General features: G+C 50.2%; 10 protein-coding genes. 7 read left to right on the top strand and 3 right to left on the bottom strand.

Features of this window, described 5'->3' with window-relative positions:
- Positions 1–6 precede the first annotated feature (6 nt).
- Complete coding sequence (gene infB, locus GCU44_RS09330) at positions 7–2955, top strand: translation initiation factor IF-2 (protein ID WP_154856180.1); 2949 nt, start codon at positions 7–9, stop codon at positions 2953–2955.
- 95 nt (positions 2956–3050) lie between these two features.
- A complete protein-coding gene (locus GCU44_RS09325) occupies positions 3051–3245 on the top strand; it encodes a hypothetical protein (RefSeq protein ID WP_154856179.1) in 195 nt (64 codons plus the stop codon).
- Here the strand turns inward: GCU44_RS09325 and GCU44_RS09320 are convergent.
- From GCU44_RS09320 to GCU44_RS09310, 3 genes are all read right to left on the bottom strand, one after another.
- Complete coding sequence (locus tag GCU44_RS09320) at positions 3242–4174, bottom strand: sugar phosphate isomerase/epimerase family protein (protein WP_154856178.1); 933 nt, start codon at positions 4172–4174, stop codon at positions 3242–3244. The two genes, GCU44_RS09325 and GCU44_RS09320, sit on opposite strands and share 4 nt — an antisense overlap.
- A 799-nt stretch (positions 4175–4973) precedes the next feature.
- A complete protein-coding gene (locus tag GCU44_RS09315; RefSeq protein ID WP_241684886.1) occupies positions 4974–6161 on the bottom strand; it encodes a class I SAM-dependent methyltransferase in 1188 nt (395 codons plus the stop codon).
- A complete protein-coding gene (locus tag GCU44_RS09310) occupies positions 6162–7151 on the bottom strand; it encodes an aspartate-semialdehyde dehydrogenase (RefSeq protein WP_154856177.1) in 990 nt (329 codons plus the stop codon).
- A 102-nt stretch (positions 7152–7253) separates the two neighbouring features.
- Between GCU44_RS09310 and GCU44_RS09305 the strand changes: the two genes are divergently transcribed.
- From GCU44_RS09305 to GCU44_RS09285, 5 genes are all read left to right on the top strand, one after another.
- Complete coding sequence (locus GCU44_RS09305; RefSeq protein ID WP_154856176.1) at positions 7254–12524, top strand: lamin tail domain-containing protein; 5271 nt, start codon at positions 7254–7256, stop codon at positions 12522–12524.
- Between the two features lie 88 nt (positions 12525–12612).
- Positions 12613–13602 (top strand): TRAP transporter substrate-binding protein, encoded by a 990-nt coding sequence (locus tag GCU44_RS09300; protein WP_154856281.1) that lies wholly within the window; start codon positions 12613–12615, stop codon positions 13600–13602.
- Entirely contained in the window at positions 13599–14060 is a 462-nt protein-coding gene (locus GCU44_RS09295; RefSeq protein ID WP_154856175.1) for a TRAP transporter small permease, read from the top strand. Before GCU44_RS09300 ends, GCU44_RS09295 begins: the two co-directional genes overlap by 4 nt.
- Positions 14057–15331 carry a TRAP transporter large permease gene (locus GCU44_RS09290; protein WP_154856174.1) on the top strand — a complete coding sequence of 425 codons (1275 nt, stop codon included), beginning with the start codon at positions 14057–14059 and terminating at the stop codon, positions 15329–15331. Before GCU44_RS09295 ends, GCU44_RS09290 begins: the two co-directional genes overlap by 4 nt.
- Positions 15332–15509: 178 nt before the next feature.
- Positions 15510–15965, top strand: a complete 456-nt coding sequence (locus GCU44_RS09285) for an Hsp20/alpha crystallin family protein (RefSeq protein ID WP_154856173.1) — start codon at positions 15510–15512, stop codon at positions 15963–15965.
- Positions 15966–16614 lie beyond the last annotated feature (649 nt).

The raw sequence follows: 16614 nt of genomic DNA, 5'->3' as shown, positions 1-16614 counted from the left end.
ATTAGTATGTCAGAAGAAAAAATGATGCGATTAGGCCAGGTAGCCAGAAAGCTCAACGTAGGTGTAGCGACCATCGTGGAGTCCATGGCGAAGAAGGGCTTTGAAGTAGAAAGCAACCCAAACTCTAAAATAAGTATGGAGCATTTCAACATGCTTGCCAAAGAGTTTCGGTCTTCTGCTCAAGAGAAGGAAGAGGCCTCCCATCTTTCCATTGGCAAAAGACACAACGAAAACTTTACCATAAAGGCTGAATCCGAATCCGAACCGGAGAAGGAAATCAAAAAGCCGGAACCGGAAAAGCCAACTCCTAGCCCGCGCGAAGAAAAACCTTCGACAGAAAAAGATACCGAAAAAATTTCCACGGAAGCGCCCAAACTTCAAGGAATCAAAGTAGTGGGGAAAATTGATTTGGAAGGAAAGGCTGGTAAACCAGCCGAACCGAAGCCCGAAGTAGCCGCAAAAACACCCGAACCGAAAGCGGAAGTCCCCGCCAAAGAAACTCCCGAGACCAAAACGGAGAAAAAGGTAGAGAAGCCAGCGGCAGAAATAGAAAAACCCGCTGCCAGCAGTCCAGTAAAGGCAAAACCAGTGGAGCCGGAAAGCAAAACACCGGAAAGTACACCAAAAGCTTCGCATCCGAAAGAAGAAAAATCCACCCCTGAAACGCCCGCAAAAGCAGAAGAAAAACCAGCCGAACCGGAAAAACCGGCCGCTGAAACAATTAAACCAGCGGAAGTCTCCGACGAAAAGGACAAGGTGATTTCTGCAAAGGCAGACTCCCTGAAAGGACTGACCGTCCTGGGTAAGATCGAACTTCCAAAAGACAAGCCGAAAAAGAAAACCAAACCGGTGGCTTCTTCAGACGAACGAAACAAAGAGAAGAAAAAGCGGCCGAGAAAACGCATCGATAACCGACCCGCACGGGGCCCTGAGGGAGTCCGTCCAGCAGCGGGAGCTGCAGGAAAGGGTCCGGGAGCAGGTGCCCGAAAAGGCAATAACCGGGGACCAGCAGCAAGACCCGGTGCCAGAGGCACTGGAAATACCCGCTTCCAGAAAGAAGAACCTACCCAGAAAGAAATACAGGACCAGATCAAACAAACCCTGGCCCGGTTACAGGGCGGGGGAAAATCCGGCGGAAAGGGTAAAAACCGTAGAGACAAGCGGTCAGACCGATCCAAAGAAGTAAGTGATACGCCGGAAGAAAGCCGAGTACTGAAGGTAACCGAATTTATTTCTGCCAATGACCTGGCTTCCCTGATGGACGTTTCCGTCAATGAGGTCATTTCCGTGTGTATGGGATTGGGGATGTTTGTCTCCATCAACCAACGACTGGATGCAGAGGCCATCACCATTATCGCAGATGAATTCAACTACGATGTGGAATTTACTAAATCCGACGAAGAAGAAGCGGAGATAAAAGTAGAAGAGGATCCGGAGGAGTTGGTGGAACGAGCACCGATTGTCACCATCATGGGACACGTAGACCACGGTAAAACCTCCTTGCTGGACTTTATCCGAAGGGCCAAGGTGACGCACGGAGAAGCTGGGGGAATTACGCAGCATATCGGTGCCTACGATGTAGAAACCGATGACGGGCATAAAATTGCCTTCCTGGATACACCGGGACACGAGGCGTTTACTGCCATGCGGGCCCGGGGTGCCAAGATAACGGATGTGGCCATTATTGTGATCGCAGCAGACGATAACGTGATGCCTCAGACCAAGGAGGCGATTAATCACGCCCAGGTTGCAGGCGTACCGATGATTTTTGCTATCAACAAAGTGGACAAGCCCAATGCCAATCCGGATAAAATCAAAGAAGAACTTGCCAACATGAACTTGCTGGTGGAAGATTGGGGAGGTAAATACCAATCCCAGGAAATCTCCGCCAAGACCGGTCTGGGCATAGATGAGCTGCTCGAAAAGGTATTGCTCGAATCCGAAATCCTGGAACTCAAAGCCAATCCCAAAAAGAACGCAGTGGGTACGGTCGTGGAAGCGTCCCTGGACAAAGGAAGGGGTTACGTATCCACCGTCATGGTACAGGCTGGCACGCTACGGATAGGGGACACCATCCTCGCCGGACAGCATTACGGCCGGGTCAAGGCCATGTTTGACCACCTCGGTAAAAAAGTGGACGAAGCAGGGCCCTCCACTCCTGTACAGGTACTGGGTCTTGGAGGTGCACCGCAAGCCGGAGACGTGTTTAAAGTCTACGATTCGGAAAGAGAAGCACGGGAAATTGCCAATTCACGCGAGCAAATCCAACGAGAGCAGAGTCTGCGAACCAAAAAACACATCACCCTGGACGAAATCGGCAGGCGACTGGCGATTGGCAGCTTCAAGGAGCTTAACATCATCATCAAAGGAGACGTGGATGGATCTGTGGAAGCCCTGTCCGATTCCCTACTCAAACTGTCAAAAGACGAAGTAAAAGTAACGATTATCCATCAAGGTGTGGGACAAATATCCGAGTCGGATGTATTGCTTGCTTCTGCCTCCGATGCGATTATTCTTGGTTTCCAGGTACGCCCCTCTGCCAATGCCAAACGGCTGGCGGAACAAGAAGAGATTGAAATCAGGCACTACTCCATCATTTACGATGCCATTAACCAAATCAAAGATGCCATTGAAGGAATGTTGGAACCTGAATTTGAAGAGGTGATTACGGGCAATATCGAAGTTCGGGAAGTATTTAAGATTTCCAAAGTCGGTACTGTCGCCGGTTCCTACGTGACTGATGGCTACATTCACCGCAAGAATAAGATCCGAATCATTCGGGATGGAATCGTTATCCATGAGGGAGAAATTAGCGCCTTGAAACGCTTCAAAGACGACGTAAGCGAAGTGAAAAACGGCTACGAGTGTGGAGTTTCCATCAAAGGTTTCAACGATATCGAAGTGGGAGATACTTTTGAAGGGTATAAAATGGAGGAAATCAAACGGAAAAAATAATCCGCATGGAGATGTAATCCGAAAAGAAAGGCTGTCCCGTATACGCGACAGCCTTTTTTGCTGGAAAAATAGACGATCAACCTAGGATCCCGCTCATGGAAACGCTTTTCGCCAGTCTTACAATCCTTACCTTCCTGACAGGCATTGCGGTAGTGCTGGGCTTTATCCGGCCGGTTTGGGTGCTGTGGTTTCTGCACCGTAGCAACCGCCTGCTGGTCCTGAAATACTACGGAATCGCCTTCCTCTTGCTGCTATTTACCTGGCTTTTACTGGAGAACGTACGCTATTAGGCCGTTACCCCTACTTTCAGCCCTTCTGCGCGAATATACGCCGCAGCCAGGTCGTACTCTTCTTCGGAGCTCAGGTGCTCCATCATCAGGGGTATGTCCGCAAGCCGGCTTACTTCCTGCAAAAACACCTGGTAATCCAGCTGGCCCAGACCCGGTCGCACTTCGGAAAATTGCGGCATGTAATAATCCTGCCGGAGATCGATGTCCTTGGCGTGACAACTTCGGATATGAGCTCCCAGTTTTTTAAAGCACTCCCGTATCAGGTTGGCGTTGTCATAAAACAACCGGGGGCTTACGATCAGGTTCATGGGGTCCATGTGCACACCAAAGGCCTTGCGGTCAATGGCCCGGATCAGATCCAGGTAACTGTCTGCAGAGTCGGGAAAGGCCCAGGGCATGGGTTCCAGTGCAAAAAACGTTCGTTTCGGCTTCACTGCATCGATGATTTTTCGCGTTACTTCTACGATTTGATCGAAGGTATCCTGCGTGAGGTTATCGCGATGCGGCCCGGCCCAGTGAACCGCGTTTTTTGAGCCACTGATGTTTACGCAACAATTAGAACCAATACGTTCGGCCAGGTGCAGGGACTGGATGCACTTTTCCATGGCTTCCCGGGCCATGTTGGCGTCGGGGCTAATGGGATTGCTCCAGGCTCCCACTTCAGCGATAACAATGTCTGCTTTTTTAGCTGCACTTTCGTAGGCCTGAATCTCCACTGCACTTGCCGTAGTGGGAAGCGGGCAATAGGCAGCACGGAATCCTTTGGCCCTTACAGCCGCGGCCCATTCCTCCGGCCCCTGGGGTTTGGAAAAGATCGGTCCACCCAGACGTACAGCGGCTTTGGGACGTATCCTGGCAAAAGCGGGGGCTGCTACCATCGCCAGCCCCAGGGCAGACAGGCTGTTCCGTGTAAAGGTTCTTCGGTTCATGGTTGGGTTATTTGGTTTGGAAAGGGAATATAACGAAAAAAAGGAATAGCTTTATACGCCTGGTGTTGAAAGTAAATGGTCATTGCCGGCGAAGTTCCGAAGTCGACGCGGGGCTTTCGGTAATCCTTAAAATAGATAATTCGCTATGTTATGAATAGTTGGACCCATTTGTAGAGATTCAACACAAGGCTTTCTACATCTTCCTGAAAACTAACCAACCGCATAACGTCTACTTAACGATTCCACCACCATCTTTAAAAATGATTTAAACGGAATGGATCGCTCCCACCCAAATGAATTTGGAAATATTTTGAAAGAAATCATTAATCCCCTGTGTCAAATCAGAGAAAATTGGGTTTTTTCTATTGACTGTACGCTGTGGTTGACCATAGAAAATGTTCAATTGGTAGTGGATTAGGCGGCTTTCCAGACACCTCAAAAGCCAATCGTTAAAGCACCCGGGCTTGTGCCAAAATGGAAGAAATGCAAGGGCTTGTGCTTTTTGTTGGGTTCGGCAACCAACCCTATCAGATGGTCGATGGGTTGCTGATTTGCCCTCAATCATTAAAAAACCCACTATTCCAGGGAGTTGTAAGAGTTTCCTGTGAAAGGTGAATTTGGGCGATCCGAGGGGGAATAATTTGGCTGAAGCCCGTCATCCCGAGAATACCCCTATTGCCTATCGCTAGTAGGCAATTGATCGAAAAAAACATGGCCGAGTACCGCCAACAAAGCTGCAGGGAATTCGCAAAAACACCTATCCGTCTTTTTCAAATCCCCCGATCAGATCCTCACGCCATCAAACCATTCGGCACCGCCAAACCCCTGGTTTCCCATCTACTGCTGTGGCCGCAATTAAAAACTCCGTTCCCCCGTCCCGGAGACGGAATTTCTTTTTAAAGGCCTCCGCTTTAAGGGGATGGTTTTTGGAAATCACGTGCACCTTACCCTCCGGGTATCGCTTTTTCAGTACTTTCTTATCCAGACGAATTTGCTCCATCACCTCAAATACCCGTCCAGGCACTGCCTCCGGCAACTGATCCGTGGTATACACGTGGGTGTGTGGATGCAACTTGGCCAGTCCCTGCGCTACGGAAAAGCTTTTGAATGCCCCGGCTTTTAAAAGGGCGGCATACGGGATGATCAGGTATTTCCCAGGATAGGCAAATGTGGGACAAGCCAGGGCTTCCTCCTCCGGAGAAAACGAAAAGGAAAAGGTCTCTCCCTCCCGCATTTCCACAGCTACAATCCGCAGCGGTTTTCCGGAGCCGTCCGCCAGCAACAGCAGTTCCCTAACCTCGTTCTTTACTCCGAGTACGTGTACCTGGGTGATTCCCGATAATTCCCTGCAGGCCTCGCTGATATCCAGCATGGGAGAGGCCTTTACCATAATGACCCTGGCTTTTTGCTGCAATAGGTCCCAGTTACGCACCAGATCCGGCTCCAGGTCCCGAAGGCGATGTAATTTTTGATTGCCCATGCCCCTCCGCGCAGGATCTACGTAAAGCAGGTCGTACGTTTCCGGCGTTTCCCGCAGAAATTCAAGCGCATCCTGCTTCACAAAGGTACAGTGCTGGCTGTTCAAAAAGTGGGGCAGGTTTCGCCGGGCCAGGGCTACCAGCTCCTCCTGTCGCTCCACATAGGTCACCCGTTTGCTGTTTTCACCCAAATAGACGGTATCCACGCCAAAGCCCCCGGTCAGGTCCAGCAGGGTCGTTCCCTGCACCAAGCTGGCTTTGTACCTTGCCGTACGTTCCGACGAGCATTGCTCTACCGAAAGGGCAGGCGGAAAAATAAGGTGTGGATGGACAAACCAACTCGGCAACTTTTGCCTTGCCTTCTGCCGCAGGGCTATTTGGGCAGCGGCTGCCTTGAGGTCCAGTCCGGGAATTTCTTTTTGCTTTAAAAGCAATTGTGCAGGATCTTCATTCAGATGATCATGCACAAATTGCATCAGTTCGGCGGTATAGGTCGCTTCCAGATTCACTTAAGCCATGCTGTGTGCCAACAGGTATTCGGCTATTTGCACGGCATTGGTGGCCGCCCCCTTTCGAAGGTTATCTGCCACAATCCACATGTTAAGCGTATTGGGCTGGGTTTCATCCCGACGCAGTCGGCCAACAAACACCTCGTCCTTTTTGTGGGCATGCAGGGGCATGGGGTAGGTATTGGTGGCCGGATCGTCCTGCACCACCACACCGGGGGATTCTCCCAGCAGTTTCCGGACCTCTTCCAGATCAAAATCTTTTTTGAATTCCACATTGACGGATTCGGAGTGGCCTCCCATCACCGGAATTCGGACCGCAGTAGCCGTTACCTGAATGGAATCGTCGTCGAAGATCTTTTTGGTCTCATTGATCATCTTCATTTCCTCCTTGGTGTAGCCGTTTTCCTGAAACACATCGATATGGGGCAATACATTCAGATCGATTTTATACGGGTAGACCATGGTGGCTTCTTCCCCTTTTCGCTCCGCCATCAGTTGATCGACCGCATCTTTTCCCGTTCCGGTAACCGATTGGTAGGTAGATACCACAATTCGCTTGATGCCGTATTTCTGCCGCAAAGGGGCCAGCGCAAGCACCATCTGAATGGTGGAGCAGTTGGGATTGGCAATGATACGGTCGTCGATGCGCAACGCTTTCCCGTTAATTTCGGGGACAATAAGTTTTTTCGTTGGGTCCATTCTCCAGGCCGAAGAATTATCGATCACGATGGTACCGGCTTCGGCAAACCGAGGCGCCCACTCCAGAGAAGTACCTCCCCCTGCTGAAAATATTGCAATATCCGGCTTCGCTTCCACTGCCTGTTTCAGGCCAATTACCGTATATTCCTTTCCCTTAAACGCAATCTTTTTCCCCGCGGATCGCTCAGAGGCGACCAAAAGGAGTTCGTCGAATGCAAAATTGTGCTCGTCCAGCACTTCCAAAATTTCGGAGCCTACCAATCCGGTGGCTCCCACTACGGCTAACTTCATCTTGACTATTTTTTGACCGGTTTTCCTTTCCTGAGAAATGCACAGGAAAATTTTTTTCATTGAATTACGCGTGCTTTATACGGTATTTATTATATTCCATCTATGAAAGCCATCATTTTGATCGGATACTTCATTACTTTTTCCTTGCCAGGATTTGCTTTCCCTACCGTTTTAAACCCAACACAAACCCAGGATTTCGAAGAACGTTTTACGCTTGTCAACCATCCGGAGGAGTTTTTGCCTGGTTGGTCTGCCAACGAATTGCGTTCCGGAGCTTCCCGGGTATTTCAAGCCAGCGGGCAGGGTGTAAACCAGTCCAATGCCCTGGGATTGCAACCCATTGCAAGTTTCAGTGCGCAAATTTACATAAAAATAGCGACTGTTGGCCTAAACGATCCCAGAATTTCCTTTCAAGCCCGCACCGCAAAAAACGGCTCGGGTACCCGTCCGGCCCTGGTTTACCTGTCGTTTTCCAGCGATTTGGCGCAGGGATTTAGCGAACGTATTCCGCTGGGAGATATTGGGACCTTTCCCAACGAAGACCGTCCTTTTGCCGCGTACTCCCTCCCGGTTCCGGCAGAATTCGCACATACTGCCGCGGTAACCGTTCTCCTGGAAGTGGAATACGGACCAGGTTCGGGTACGGCCGCGCGACTTTTTCTGGACGATTTCTCTGTAGAAGGCGGGGCCGCGGCGGCGGGAGAACTGACCCTGACTGAGGCAAGCCTAGTGGCAGAAAACATCCTATCCCTGCAGTTCAACCAGCCCCTGCAGCTGCGGAAAGAAGGCGTACTACTGAATAACCGCTACGGAACACCGCTGTCAATCCGTCAGCCGGAAGCCGCGGAAATGCACCTGGAATTCGATCGCTCCTTGTATACGAACGAATACCGCATTCAATTTGAGCAGCTTGAGGTAAGGCAAACGGGGCAGCTCCTGGATGATTGGGCGTTCACATTTTCCATCCACAGGCCTACCCCTGTCGGTGCCCTGATCATCAATGAAGTCATGGCAGACCCCAATCCAAAAGGTAGGGTCCCTCCCGAACCGGTATTGCCTACCGCTGCCAATGCCGAATACATTGAATTGTACAACCGCCTGGACAGACCCCTCCTGCTACGTGAGTTTACCTACAACGGGGTGCCCATCGAAGAGCGGGTCATCGCGCCACTTTCCTACCTGATTCTTTGCTCGCCAGCTACAAAACCGCTTCTGGAAAGCTTCGGGCAGGTAGCTGTGGTCGACCCTTTTCGTACCTTGCCCAATGCATCGGGAACCATCCGCATCCGGGACGGTTTCTCAAACCTGATCGACAGCCTGACCTATTCCGAAGCATTCTACCGGGACCCCGAAAAAACCAATGGAGGCTGGGCCCTGGAGCGGATCAATCCCTTCCAGGCCTGCAGCGATCAATTCAACTGGCTGGCATCTACCGCTCCGACAGGAGGGAGCCCCGGAACGCAAAATGCCGTCTTTCGTGAAGAACCGGATACCCGGCCGTTTGCCATGGTAGCGGTACAGCCGCTCTCAGCGGAACGAATTCGCGTCAGTTTTTCCAAAGCATTGCCCCCGGAACCGGCCGAACCCCCCTCGTTCTCCATCTCCGGACTTCCCCTTCAGGTGTTGCAGTACAGGGCCCACAGCCTGGAACTGGGCCTCCCGGAACCCCTGATTTCGGAAACTACCTATTTGCTCGAATCGGGACCGATGATCGATTGCTTTGGGCAGCCCCTGGAATCCGACACCTTATCCTTTGTATTTGATGCGACCGCTCCCCGGCTTTTATCGGTGTGGGGGGTCTCAGAAAACAGGCTTTTGCTGGTCTTTGACGAAGCCCTGGAGCCGGCCTCGGCTTCTGAACCGGAAAATTACGGACTGGAAAACAGTACGCTCACTATAACCGCAGCTCAAATCCACGAAAGCGAGCCAAATCAAGTGCGCTTGCAGGTTGATGGGACCTTTCAACCGGGATCGGAATACACCCTGCAGGTAAATGGTATTGCCGACGGGTACGGCAATAGTCAATCGGAATCGGTCGCTTCGTTTGCCTGGGAAAATTTTCTGGACAGCCTGTTTTTCGATTCTCCAACCAGCCTTGGCCTGCAGTTTGCCGGTGCTGTAGCAGAAGGAACCGTACGGAATCCGGACAATTATTTCTTACTTCCGGCCGCTATTCGGCCCAGTAGGGTATTGCCGGCCGCAGGTGAAGCCGCTGGATTGGTCTTGGTTTTCGACCGCGAGCTTCCTCAAAACCAAGACTTCCAGCTGGAAATCACCGGTATCAGCGATGAGCAAGGAAAGGAGCGCTTTACTTTTCATGCACCGCTGCGGTGGGATACCCGTCCGATACAGCTTAGCCGCCTCGAAATCCCCTCCTCGCGCAGCCTGTTGATGGAATTCAACAAACCCCTGGATCCCAAATGGGCGGCCGTTCCCCAATTCTATGAAGTAAACGAGGGCATCGGATTGCCAGAAGAAATCTCGCTGCCCAGCCCCGACAGGGTACAGCTCGCCTTCGCTAACGATTTCATTCCTGGAAAAACCTACCGAATTCAACTACGCCATTTACGGGATCGGTTCGGAAAAGAAATGGCATCAAGCATCCACAGGTCCTTTACCTGGGACACGCTTGCCCCGCGGATTGACACCGCCTTTCTGCTGTCTCCCTATGAACTAAAACTGGATTGGAGCAAAGCCATCGAACTTCCGGATTCCATCCTGGTAAACCAGCGGTTAGAAACAATCTTTTCCCTGGATGCAACGGGCAAATACCTCAGCCTGCTTACACAACGCCCGCTGACGGACGAAGTACTTCGCCTCCGGGTTCCGCTCGTCCAGGCTCGGTCCGGAGAAATCAGCCGGAACCTGGAATACGCGCTGAACCATTCCCTCTTTGCTGTTAGTAGAACCAGCATTTGGGATCAACAAACCCTGGAAATCACCTTTACCGATTTTCCCGATCCGGGTAAGGTGCTATTTCCCGAGAGTTACCGAATTGGTAGCCGCCCACCCAAGGAGGTACACCTTTCGGAAAATGGATACCAGGTATCGTTATTATTGCAAGAAACGCTTGGCCTGGGGGATACGGTTTCGATCGCTGTTGCAGCAGTTAATACCTCCGAAGGAAAATCCAGCAGGCCGCACGAAGCATCCCTTGCCTACCACGACGGCATTCTGGATCTATGGATGGAACAGGGCCAATTGCTTCGCATCAAGCAGCAAGAGTCTCTGGACACTACCCAGCCCTGGATGGGTGATTTCCTGGTTTTGGAAGAGGAATTGCGGCCTGCGGCCCTTCTGAACCAAAGCAGGCCGGATCAAATTCAGGTAATTTTGGATGTGCCCATACCGGCGGGAACCGTTTGGACACTGCAAATTCCTCCAAGATTGACTGAAAACGGCACGCTGCTACCTGGGAGCCTGCGGAGCTTTTCCTGGAATCCATTGCCCCCGGAGTTACTTGAGGTAGAACCGCTACCCGCCAACCAACTTCTCCTACATTTTGACAAGGAACTCAATCCGGTTCTAGCCGTGGTCCCCGGCTTTTATTCGGTAAATGGGGAATCCCCCTCCTGGGTCTCGTTGGAAGGTCAGGGAGACCGGGTGTTGCTTACGTTTGAAGCGGGCTGGGAAGAGGGGCAGAATATCCGGCTGCGTATTGAGGCATTGGAGGACCTGGATGGGAACACAATTGCTCCCATAGAGCTGGCATTTCCCTACCAATCTCCACAAATTCCCGGGTTCAAGGAGCTAATCATTAACGAAGTGATGCCCGCTCCGCGTGCCGGAAACGTACTACCTGAAGCGGAATATCTGGAGTTATTCAATCCCACGGATCTAACTTTTCCTTTGGGCGGCATGGTGCTTTCCAATAGCCGTACCGAAACCACGCTTCCGCGTGCCAGTCTGGGTCCGGGACAATACCTCATCCTCTGTCCGGAGAGCATGACGGAAGCCTTCTCTCGCTTCGGATCCGTCCTTGGTATCAAGTCCTGGCCCACGTTGTTGAACAGCGGGGATGTGATCAGCCTGAAAAATACGCAGGGACTTCTGGTGGACCGCGTCTATTACAATCCCGGGATGCCCCTGGGCAGTGAAATCTCGACCAATGGCTTTAGTCTGGAAGTGATCAATCCATGGTATCCCTGCGAATCTGAAACCAACTATACCCCATCGATTAGCGAAAACAAGGGTACTCCCGGTCAGCCAAACGCGGTTTTCGATGACAGTCCCGACCGGACGGCACCCCGGCTGCTTTCCGCCATTCCGGAAGACAATTACCGGATCCTGCTACGATTTTCAAAACCGGTAGGCCCCCACAACGACGGAAGTTCCTTCCGATTGACTCCGGAGCGGGAAATACGGGCAGCTTACAGCGATTCCTTGGATCAATTCCAATGGGTATTGGTGTTGCAGGAACCCTTGCAGCAGAACCAGGCCTATTTGTTGACGGCAGAAAATTGGCGGGACTGTTCGGGCAATTCCCTTGATCCGGCGGCTGCTGAATTGTGGCTGAAAATACCCGGTGTCGCCGAAGAGGGTGATTTGCTGTTGAACGAAATTCTTTTCAATCCGGATACGGGCGTTCCAAAATTTGTAGAGATTTACAATAATTCTGAAAAGTACCTGAACCTGAAAAACTGGAAACTGGCCAATGCTACCGACAGAGAAATTAGTAACCGTCGGGTTATCAAAGGAGCCAATCTGATACTGGATCCGTTTGACTACCTGGTAGTGACGACCGATGCACAGCGACTGGCGGAACGGTACCCCCTCAATGACCGGGAAAAATTTGTGGAAATGAGCTTGCCCAGCTATCCGATTCGATCCGGAACCGTCATTCTGCTGGACCCCGATGAAAACTGGGTGGAACGACTGGACTATGACGAAGATTTTCACCATGCTTTCCTGCGGGATGTCAAGGGAATTTCCCTGGAAAGGTATTCGGTAGCTGCTCCGACGAACGACCGGGAAAACTGGCATTCGGCCGGTGCGCATGTTGGCCATGCCAGTCCCGGCGCCAAAAATTCCCAGGTATTCGTGCCGGGCAGTTCCGCAGTTGGCATTGCGGTCACTCCAGAGGTATTTGTTCCCATGGCTGCCGGTGAACAACCATTTACAACCATATCGTATACCATGCAAGCACCTGGATTTCAGGCCACCCTGCGCATCTTCACGCCTACCGGAGTTCCGGTGAAAGTTTTGTGTGAGAACGCTATCTGGGGATCCGAAGGGTTTTATACCTGGGATGGTAGTAACGAACGGGGAGAAAAGGTGAATGCAGGCTATTACATCCTTTCGGCAGAACTGGTTCATCCCAACGGGCAGGTACAGCATCTGAAAAAAACCGTGGTGGTGGGTGCTAAATTTTGAAAATAAAATGTCCTGGGCGAATAATTTTTGTACTTTGGGACGAATTACCATTGAATGAAACCCTTTTACCTGTTTGAGAGCCGTATCCATGAACCCAACATGCTGTTTTCAGGTATTTCTCCTCGCCTTTGCGCTCCAGCTGGCTGCCTGCCAGCCCAGGGAGGGAAAAAAGCCCGAGTTTGTTCTGCGTTTCGGTCACCTGGCCAATCGGGAACACGGCTGGCACAAAGCCAGTTTAAAATTTGCCGAAGAGGTAAAAACCCGATCCAACGGGAGAATCGAAGTAAACGTATATCCCAACGAACAGTTGGGGAAAGAGATGGATGTGCTTACGGGCCTTTTGGTAGGAAGTGCAGATATCATGATCACGGGAGAATCCCTGCAAAGCTGGAGCCTCCCCAAATCCATCTTGTGCGCCACCCCCTTCGCCATCCGGGATTCCGATCATCTCAAGAAAGTAGCCGGGGGACCCCTGGGAAAGGAGATCGAACAACACATTCTGGATATAGCCGGGTTTCGTCCCATCGCCTGGTTTGAGCGGGGAGCCCGAAACTTAACCGCTAACCGGCCGATCAGGCATCCGGATGAACTGCAGGGGATGATCCTTCGTGTCCCGGCGGTATCGCTGTATGTAGACACCTGGAGTGCACTGGGAGCAAAGCCTACTCCCATGGCGTTTTCGGAAGTATTTACCGCCTTGCAGCAATCCACCATCCATGGACAAGAAAACCCCTTCGCGCTGATCAAAGATGCGGGGCTATACGAGGTACAAAAATACTGCATGCTGACGGAGCACGTAAAAAGCTGGGCCTATGTGGTCATGAGCGATAAAAAGTACCGCATGTTACCACCGGATCTCCAGGAAGTCATTGACACGGCTGCCGGGATCATGCAGGAATACGAGCACGAATTATTTCTAATACAGGAGAAAAAAGACTACCAATTTCTGGTGGATAAAGGAATGGAGTTCATAGAGGTGGACAAGCAGGCATTTCAGGAAGCCGCTACAACGGCGGTGGTAAACTCTTTTAACGAGGATCAGATAGATTTGCTGAAACGAATTCAGGAGGTGCCATGAGAAAAACCGACTTTCCCCTACTCGACAAAATACTCGGGTATTTTGTGACTACAAGCTTTTTTCTGATGATTGGGGTGGTATTGCTGCAGGTAGTGGCCAGATACGCCCTGCCCTGGTCTCCAAACTGGACCGAGGAGCTGGCGAGGTTTAGTTTTATTTACCTGATCAGCGTGGGTGCCGCACTTTCCATAAAAGATGAGGGATACGTGCGTGTGAACACCTTTTTGGACAGGCTGGCCCCAAAAGCAAAGGCCCGCATGGAAGCGGTCGTGTTGCTTTTCGTGCTGATTCTGATGGGAACCCAATTCATCTTCAGCATACCACTCATGGAGATTGTCAGCCTGCAAAAGTCACCGGCGATGAACCTCAACATGGCCTTTATGTATGCGTCCATGGCCCTCATGGGTCTTTTTACCGGTTTGTACGCATTGTTGGAATTACTAAAAAAGCTAAAATGACCGCCCTCCTTTTTATTGTTTTTCTGCTGCTACTGATTCTTGGCTTTCCGATTGCCTTTTCGTTGGGAATCGCTGCATTTAGCTACCTGCTTTTCAGCGATATTCCGCTGATGGTCATTCCCCAAAAAATGTATGCCGGCATTGACGTATTCGTGCTGTTGTCCATCCCCGGTTTTATTTTGGCAGGCAACCTGATGAATGCCGGAGGGATCACCCAACGAATCATCCATTTTTGCAATGCTTTACTAGGCCATATTCGTGGTGGGCTGGGATTGGCAAATGTGGGGGCTTCCATGCTTTTTGGGGGCATATCCGGAACGGCCATAGCGGATACCGCCAGTATCGGCTCGGTCATGATCCCTGCAATGAAAAGGGAGGGCTACGATGCTCCCTTTTCCTGTGCAGTAACAGCTTCCTCTTCCACCATTGGCCCCATCATCCCTCCCAGCCTTCCCATGATTATTGCGGCCACCCTTACCGGCCTTTCCGTTGGTCGATTATTTGTCGCAGGCATTGTGCCTGGCTTGCTACTTGGGCTGGGATTTTTGCTCACCGCTTATTTGATCGCTGTGAAAAAAAATTACCCAAAAAGCGATCGGAAATCGATGGTTGTCATCGTCAAAAGTTTCTTTCAGGCATTCTGGGCACTGATGATGACCTTGATAATCCTTTTTGGCATTATCGGCGGTGTTTTCACTCCTACCGAGGCTTCCATCGTGGCCGTGATCTATGCCATGGGAATCGGACTGTGGGTTTACAAAGACCTGACCTTTAAACGCATACCGGAAATTCTACTGAACTCGGCCAAGACCACGGCCGCCCTGATGGTCCTCGTCGGCTTCGCAAACCTGTTTGCCTGGATCATGACGGTGGAAGAACTTCCCCAGCAAATTGCAAGTACCCTTCTGCAACTTACCGAGAATAAATGGCTACTCCTGCTATTGATCAACCTGCTGCTGATCGTGGTAGGGGCATTTATGGAAACCATTGCCGCACTGCTTATACTGTTTCCTGTCCTGTTAGGCGTTGCCGTTCAGGTTGGAGTAGACCCTGTCCAATTTGCCATTATCATGGTCTTTAATCTGGTAATCGGCCTTACCACTCCTCCCGTGGGGGTTTGCTTGTTTGTGGCCTCAAGTATTGGCGGTGTATCTCTTGAGAAAATTGCCCGTGCTGGCTTGCCCTTTTTGTTGGTCAGCCTGTTGGTGCTGGCACTGGTAACCTATGTTCCGGCCGTGAGCCTATGGCTTCCCGGACTTTTTTACGAATGAAACCGAGATAGACATGTTGTCATATAATGGCTATTTTTTTGTCATTTTGACGGACATCGCTTGCTACTAACTGCCGTATTGTCTTATTAATCAGTTATTTACCTAGTTTCCTGGAATGGCATCTGTTTTGAATTGGAGGGAATGTAATCGAAGTAGAAAACAAAAAACCAATAACGCCATGACATTAATGAAAGTAGCAAACAACGGAAAAAAATCTCAAGTACCTGCCTTTGACAATTTGTTTGACAGGTTATTCGACATGCCTTCGGCTTTTGATTTGGGTGCTCCCCTGAGCCGTTTCAAGGCCAGCGTACCGGCGGTAAATATCAAAGAAAATGAAAAGAATTACCTGCTTGAACTGGCCGTACCTGGATTGAAAAAAGAAGATTTCACGATCTCTTATGAAAACGAGCACTTGGTGATCGCCTCAGAGAAGAAAACCGAAGCGCAAGAAGAAAAAGATCAGGTAACCAGACGGGAATTCCACTACGCGTCCTTCCAAAGGTCATTTTTCCTACCTGAAGAGAAGGCGGACATTGACAACATCACTGCACAGTACAAGGATGGCATCCTGTTGGTAACCATCCCGAAAAAAGAGATCAAAAAACAGGTTAAGCAGATTACGGTGGGATAAATTAACATCCCGGGATTTGATCAGATAGCCTCTCTTGTTAGGGAGGCTATTTTATTTTCAATTATTTCGCTGAAGGATTCACCACAGATGAACCCAGATTTCCAAAGATTTTTTTCTTTGTGGTCTAAGCCTAATATGCCCTTATACCACTTATATGGTTTAAAAAAAAGGAACCATATAAGGAATAGAAGAACATATAAACCTGAGTTCGATTCTCGATAAGGTTTATAAAAATGTAAACCAAAAAATAAAGTAAAGAATCCAGATTGCACAAAATCCCCCTTAAAAAGGGGGCAGGGGGATTTTTTTGCGAACGCCACATTCCAGGGAGCGCTATAATTAATAGGTTTGAGTCATTATGTAATTACCATTTTTATGAAAGAATAGGTACTATAATTCATAAAGTTTTAAAATCGAACTCAGTTCATCAATGAGCGGAACTCCTATTATCTATTTTGATAACAAATGTCAGATTATCATGAAGATAGGCGTTTAGTTAGATGATAGGTTATAAGGGGTTTTTGCATTCATCCATAAACCCTATCTGTGAGAATCTGTGTAATCTGTGGTGAACATTTACTTCGCCCCAGGGCATAAAAAAAGCCCTTATGGGGTTAACCAAAGGGCTTTTGAATAAATGAGGCGGCGA

The sequence above is a fragment of the Cyclobacterium xiamenense genome, from assembly GCF_009467825.1.
Lineage (GTDB): Bacteria > Bacteroidota > Bacteroidia > Cytophagales > Cyclobacteriaceae > Cyclobacterium > Cyclobacterium xiamenense.
The sequence above is the reverse complement of the archived record's forward strand: the minus strand, read 5'-3'. Positions and strand labels throughout refer to the sequence as shown.

What these genes read in the sequence shown, in the direction of transcription:
- GCU44_RS09320 (WP_154856178.1), bottom strand. Translation starts at nt 4,174, where the DNA reads ATGAACCGAAGAACCTTTACACGGAACAGCCTGTCTGCCCTGGGGCTG.
- GCU44_RS09295 (WP_154856175.1), top strand. Translation starts at nt 13,599, where the DNA reads ATGAGAAAAACCGACTTTCCCCTACTCGACAAAATACTCGGGTATTTT.
- GCU44_RS09325 (WP_154856179.1), top strand. Translation starts at nt 3,051, where the DNA reads ATGGAAACGCTTTTCGCCAGTCTTACAATCCTTACCTTCCTGACAGGC.
- GCU44_RS09290 (WP_154856174.1), top strand. Translation starts at nt 14,057, where the DNA reads ATGACCGCCCTCCTTTTTATTGTTTTTCTGCTGCTACTGATTCTTGGC.
- GCU44_RS09300 (WP_154856281.1), top strand. Translation starts at nt 12,613, where the DNA reads ATGAACCCAACATGCTGTTTTCAGGTATTTCTCCTCGCCTTTGCGCTC.
- GCU44_RS09310 (WP_154856177.1), bottom strand. Translation starts at nt 7,151, where the DNA reads ATGAAGTTAGCCGTAGTGGGAGCCACCGGATTGGTAGGCTCCGAAATT.
- infB (WP_154856180.1), top strand. Translation starts at nt 7, where the DNA reads ATGTCAGAAGAAAAAATGATGCGATTAGGCCAGGTAGCCAGAAAGCTC.
- GCU44_RS09305 (WP_154856176.1), top strand. Translation starts at nt 7,254, where the DNA reads ATGAAAGCCATCATTTTGATCGGATACTTCATTACTTTTTCCTTGCCA.
- GCU44_RS09285 (WP_154856173.1), top strand. Translation starts at nt 15,510, where the DNA reads ATGACATTAATGAAAGTAGCAAACAACGGAAAAAAATCTCAAGTACCT.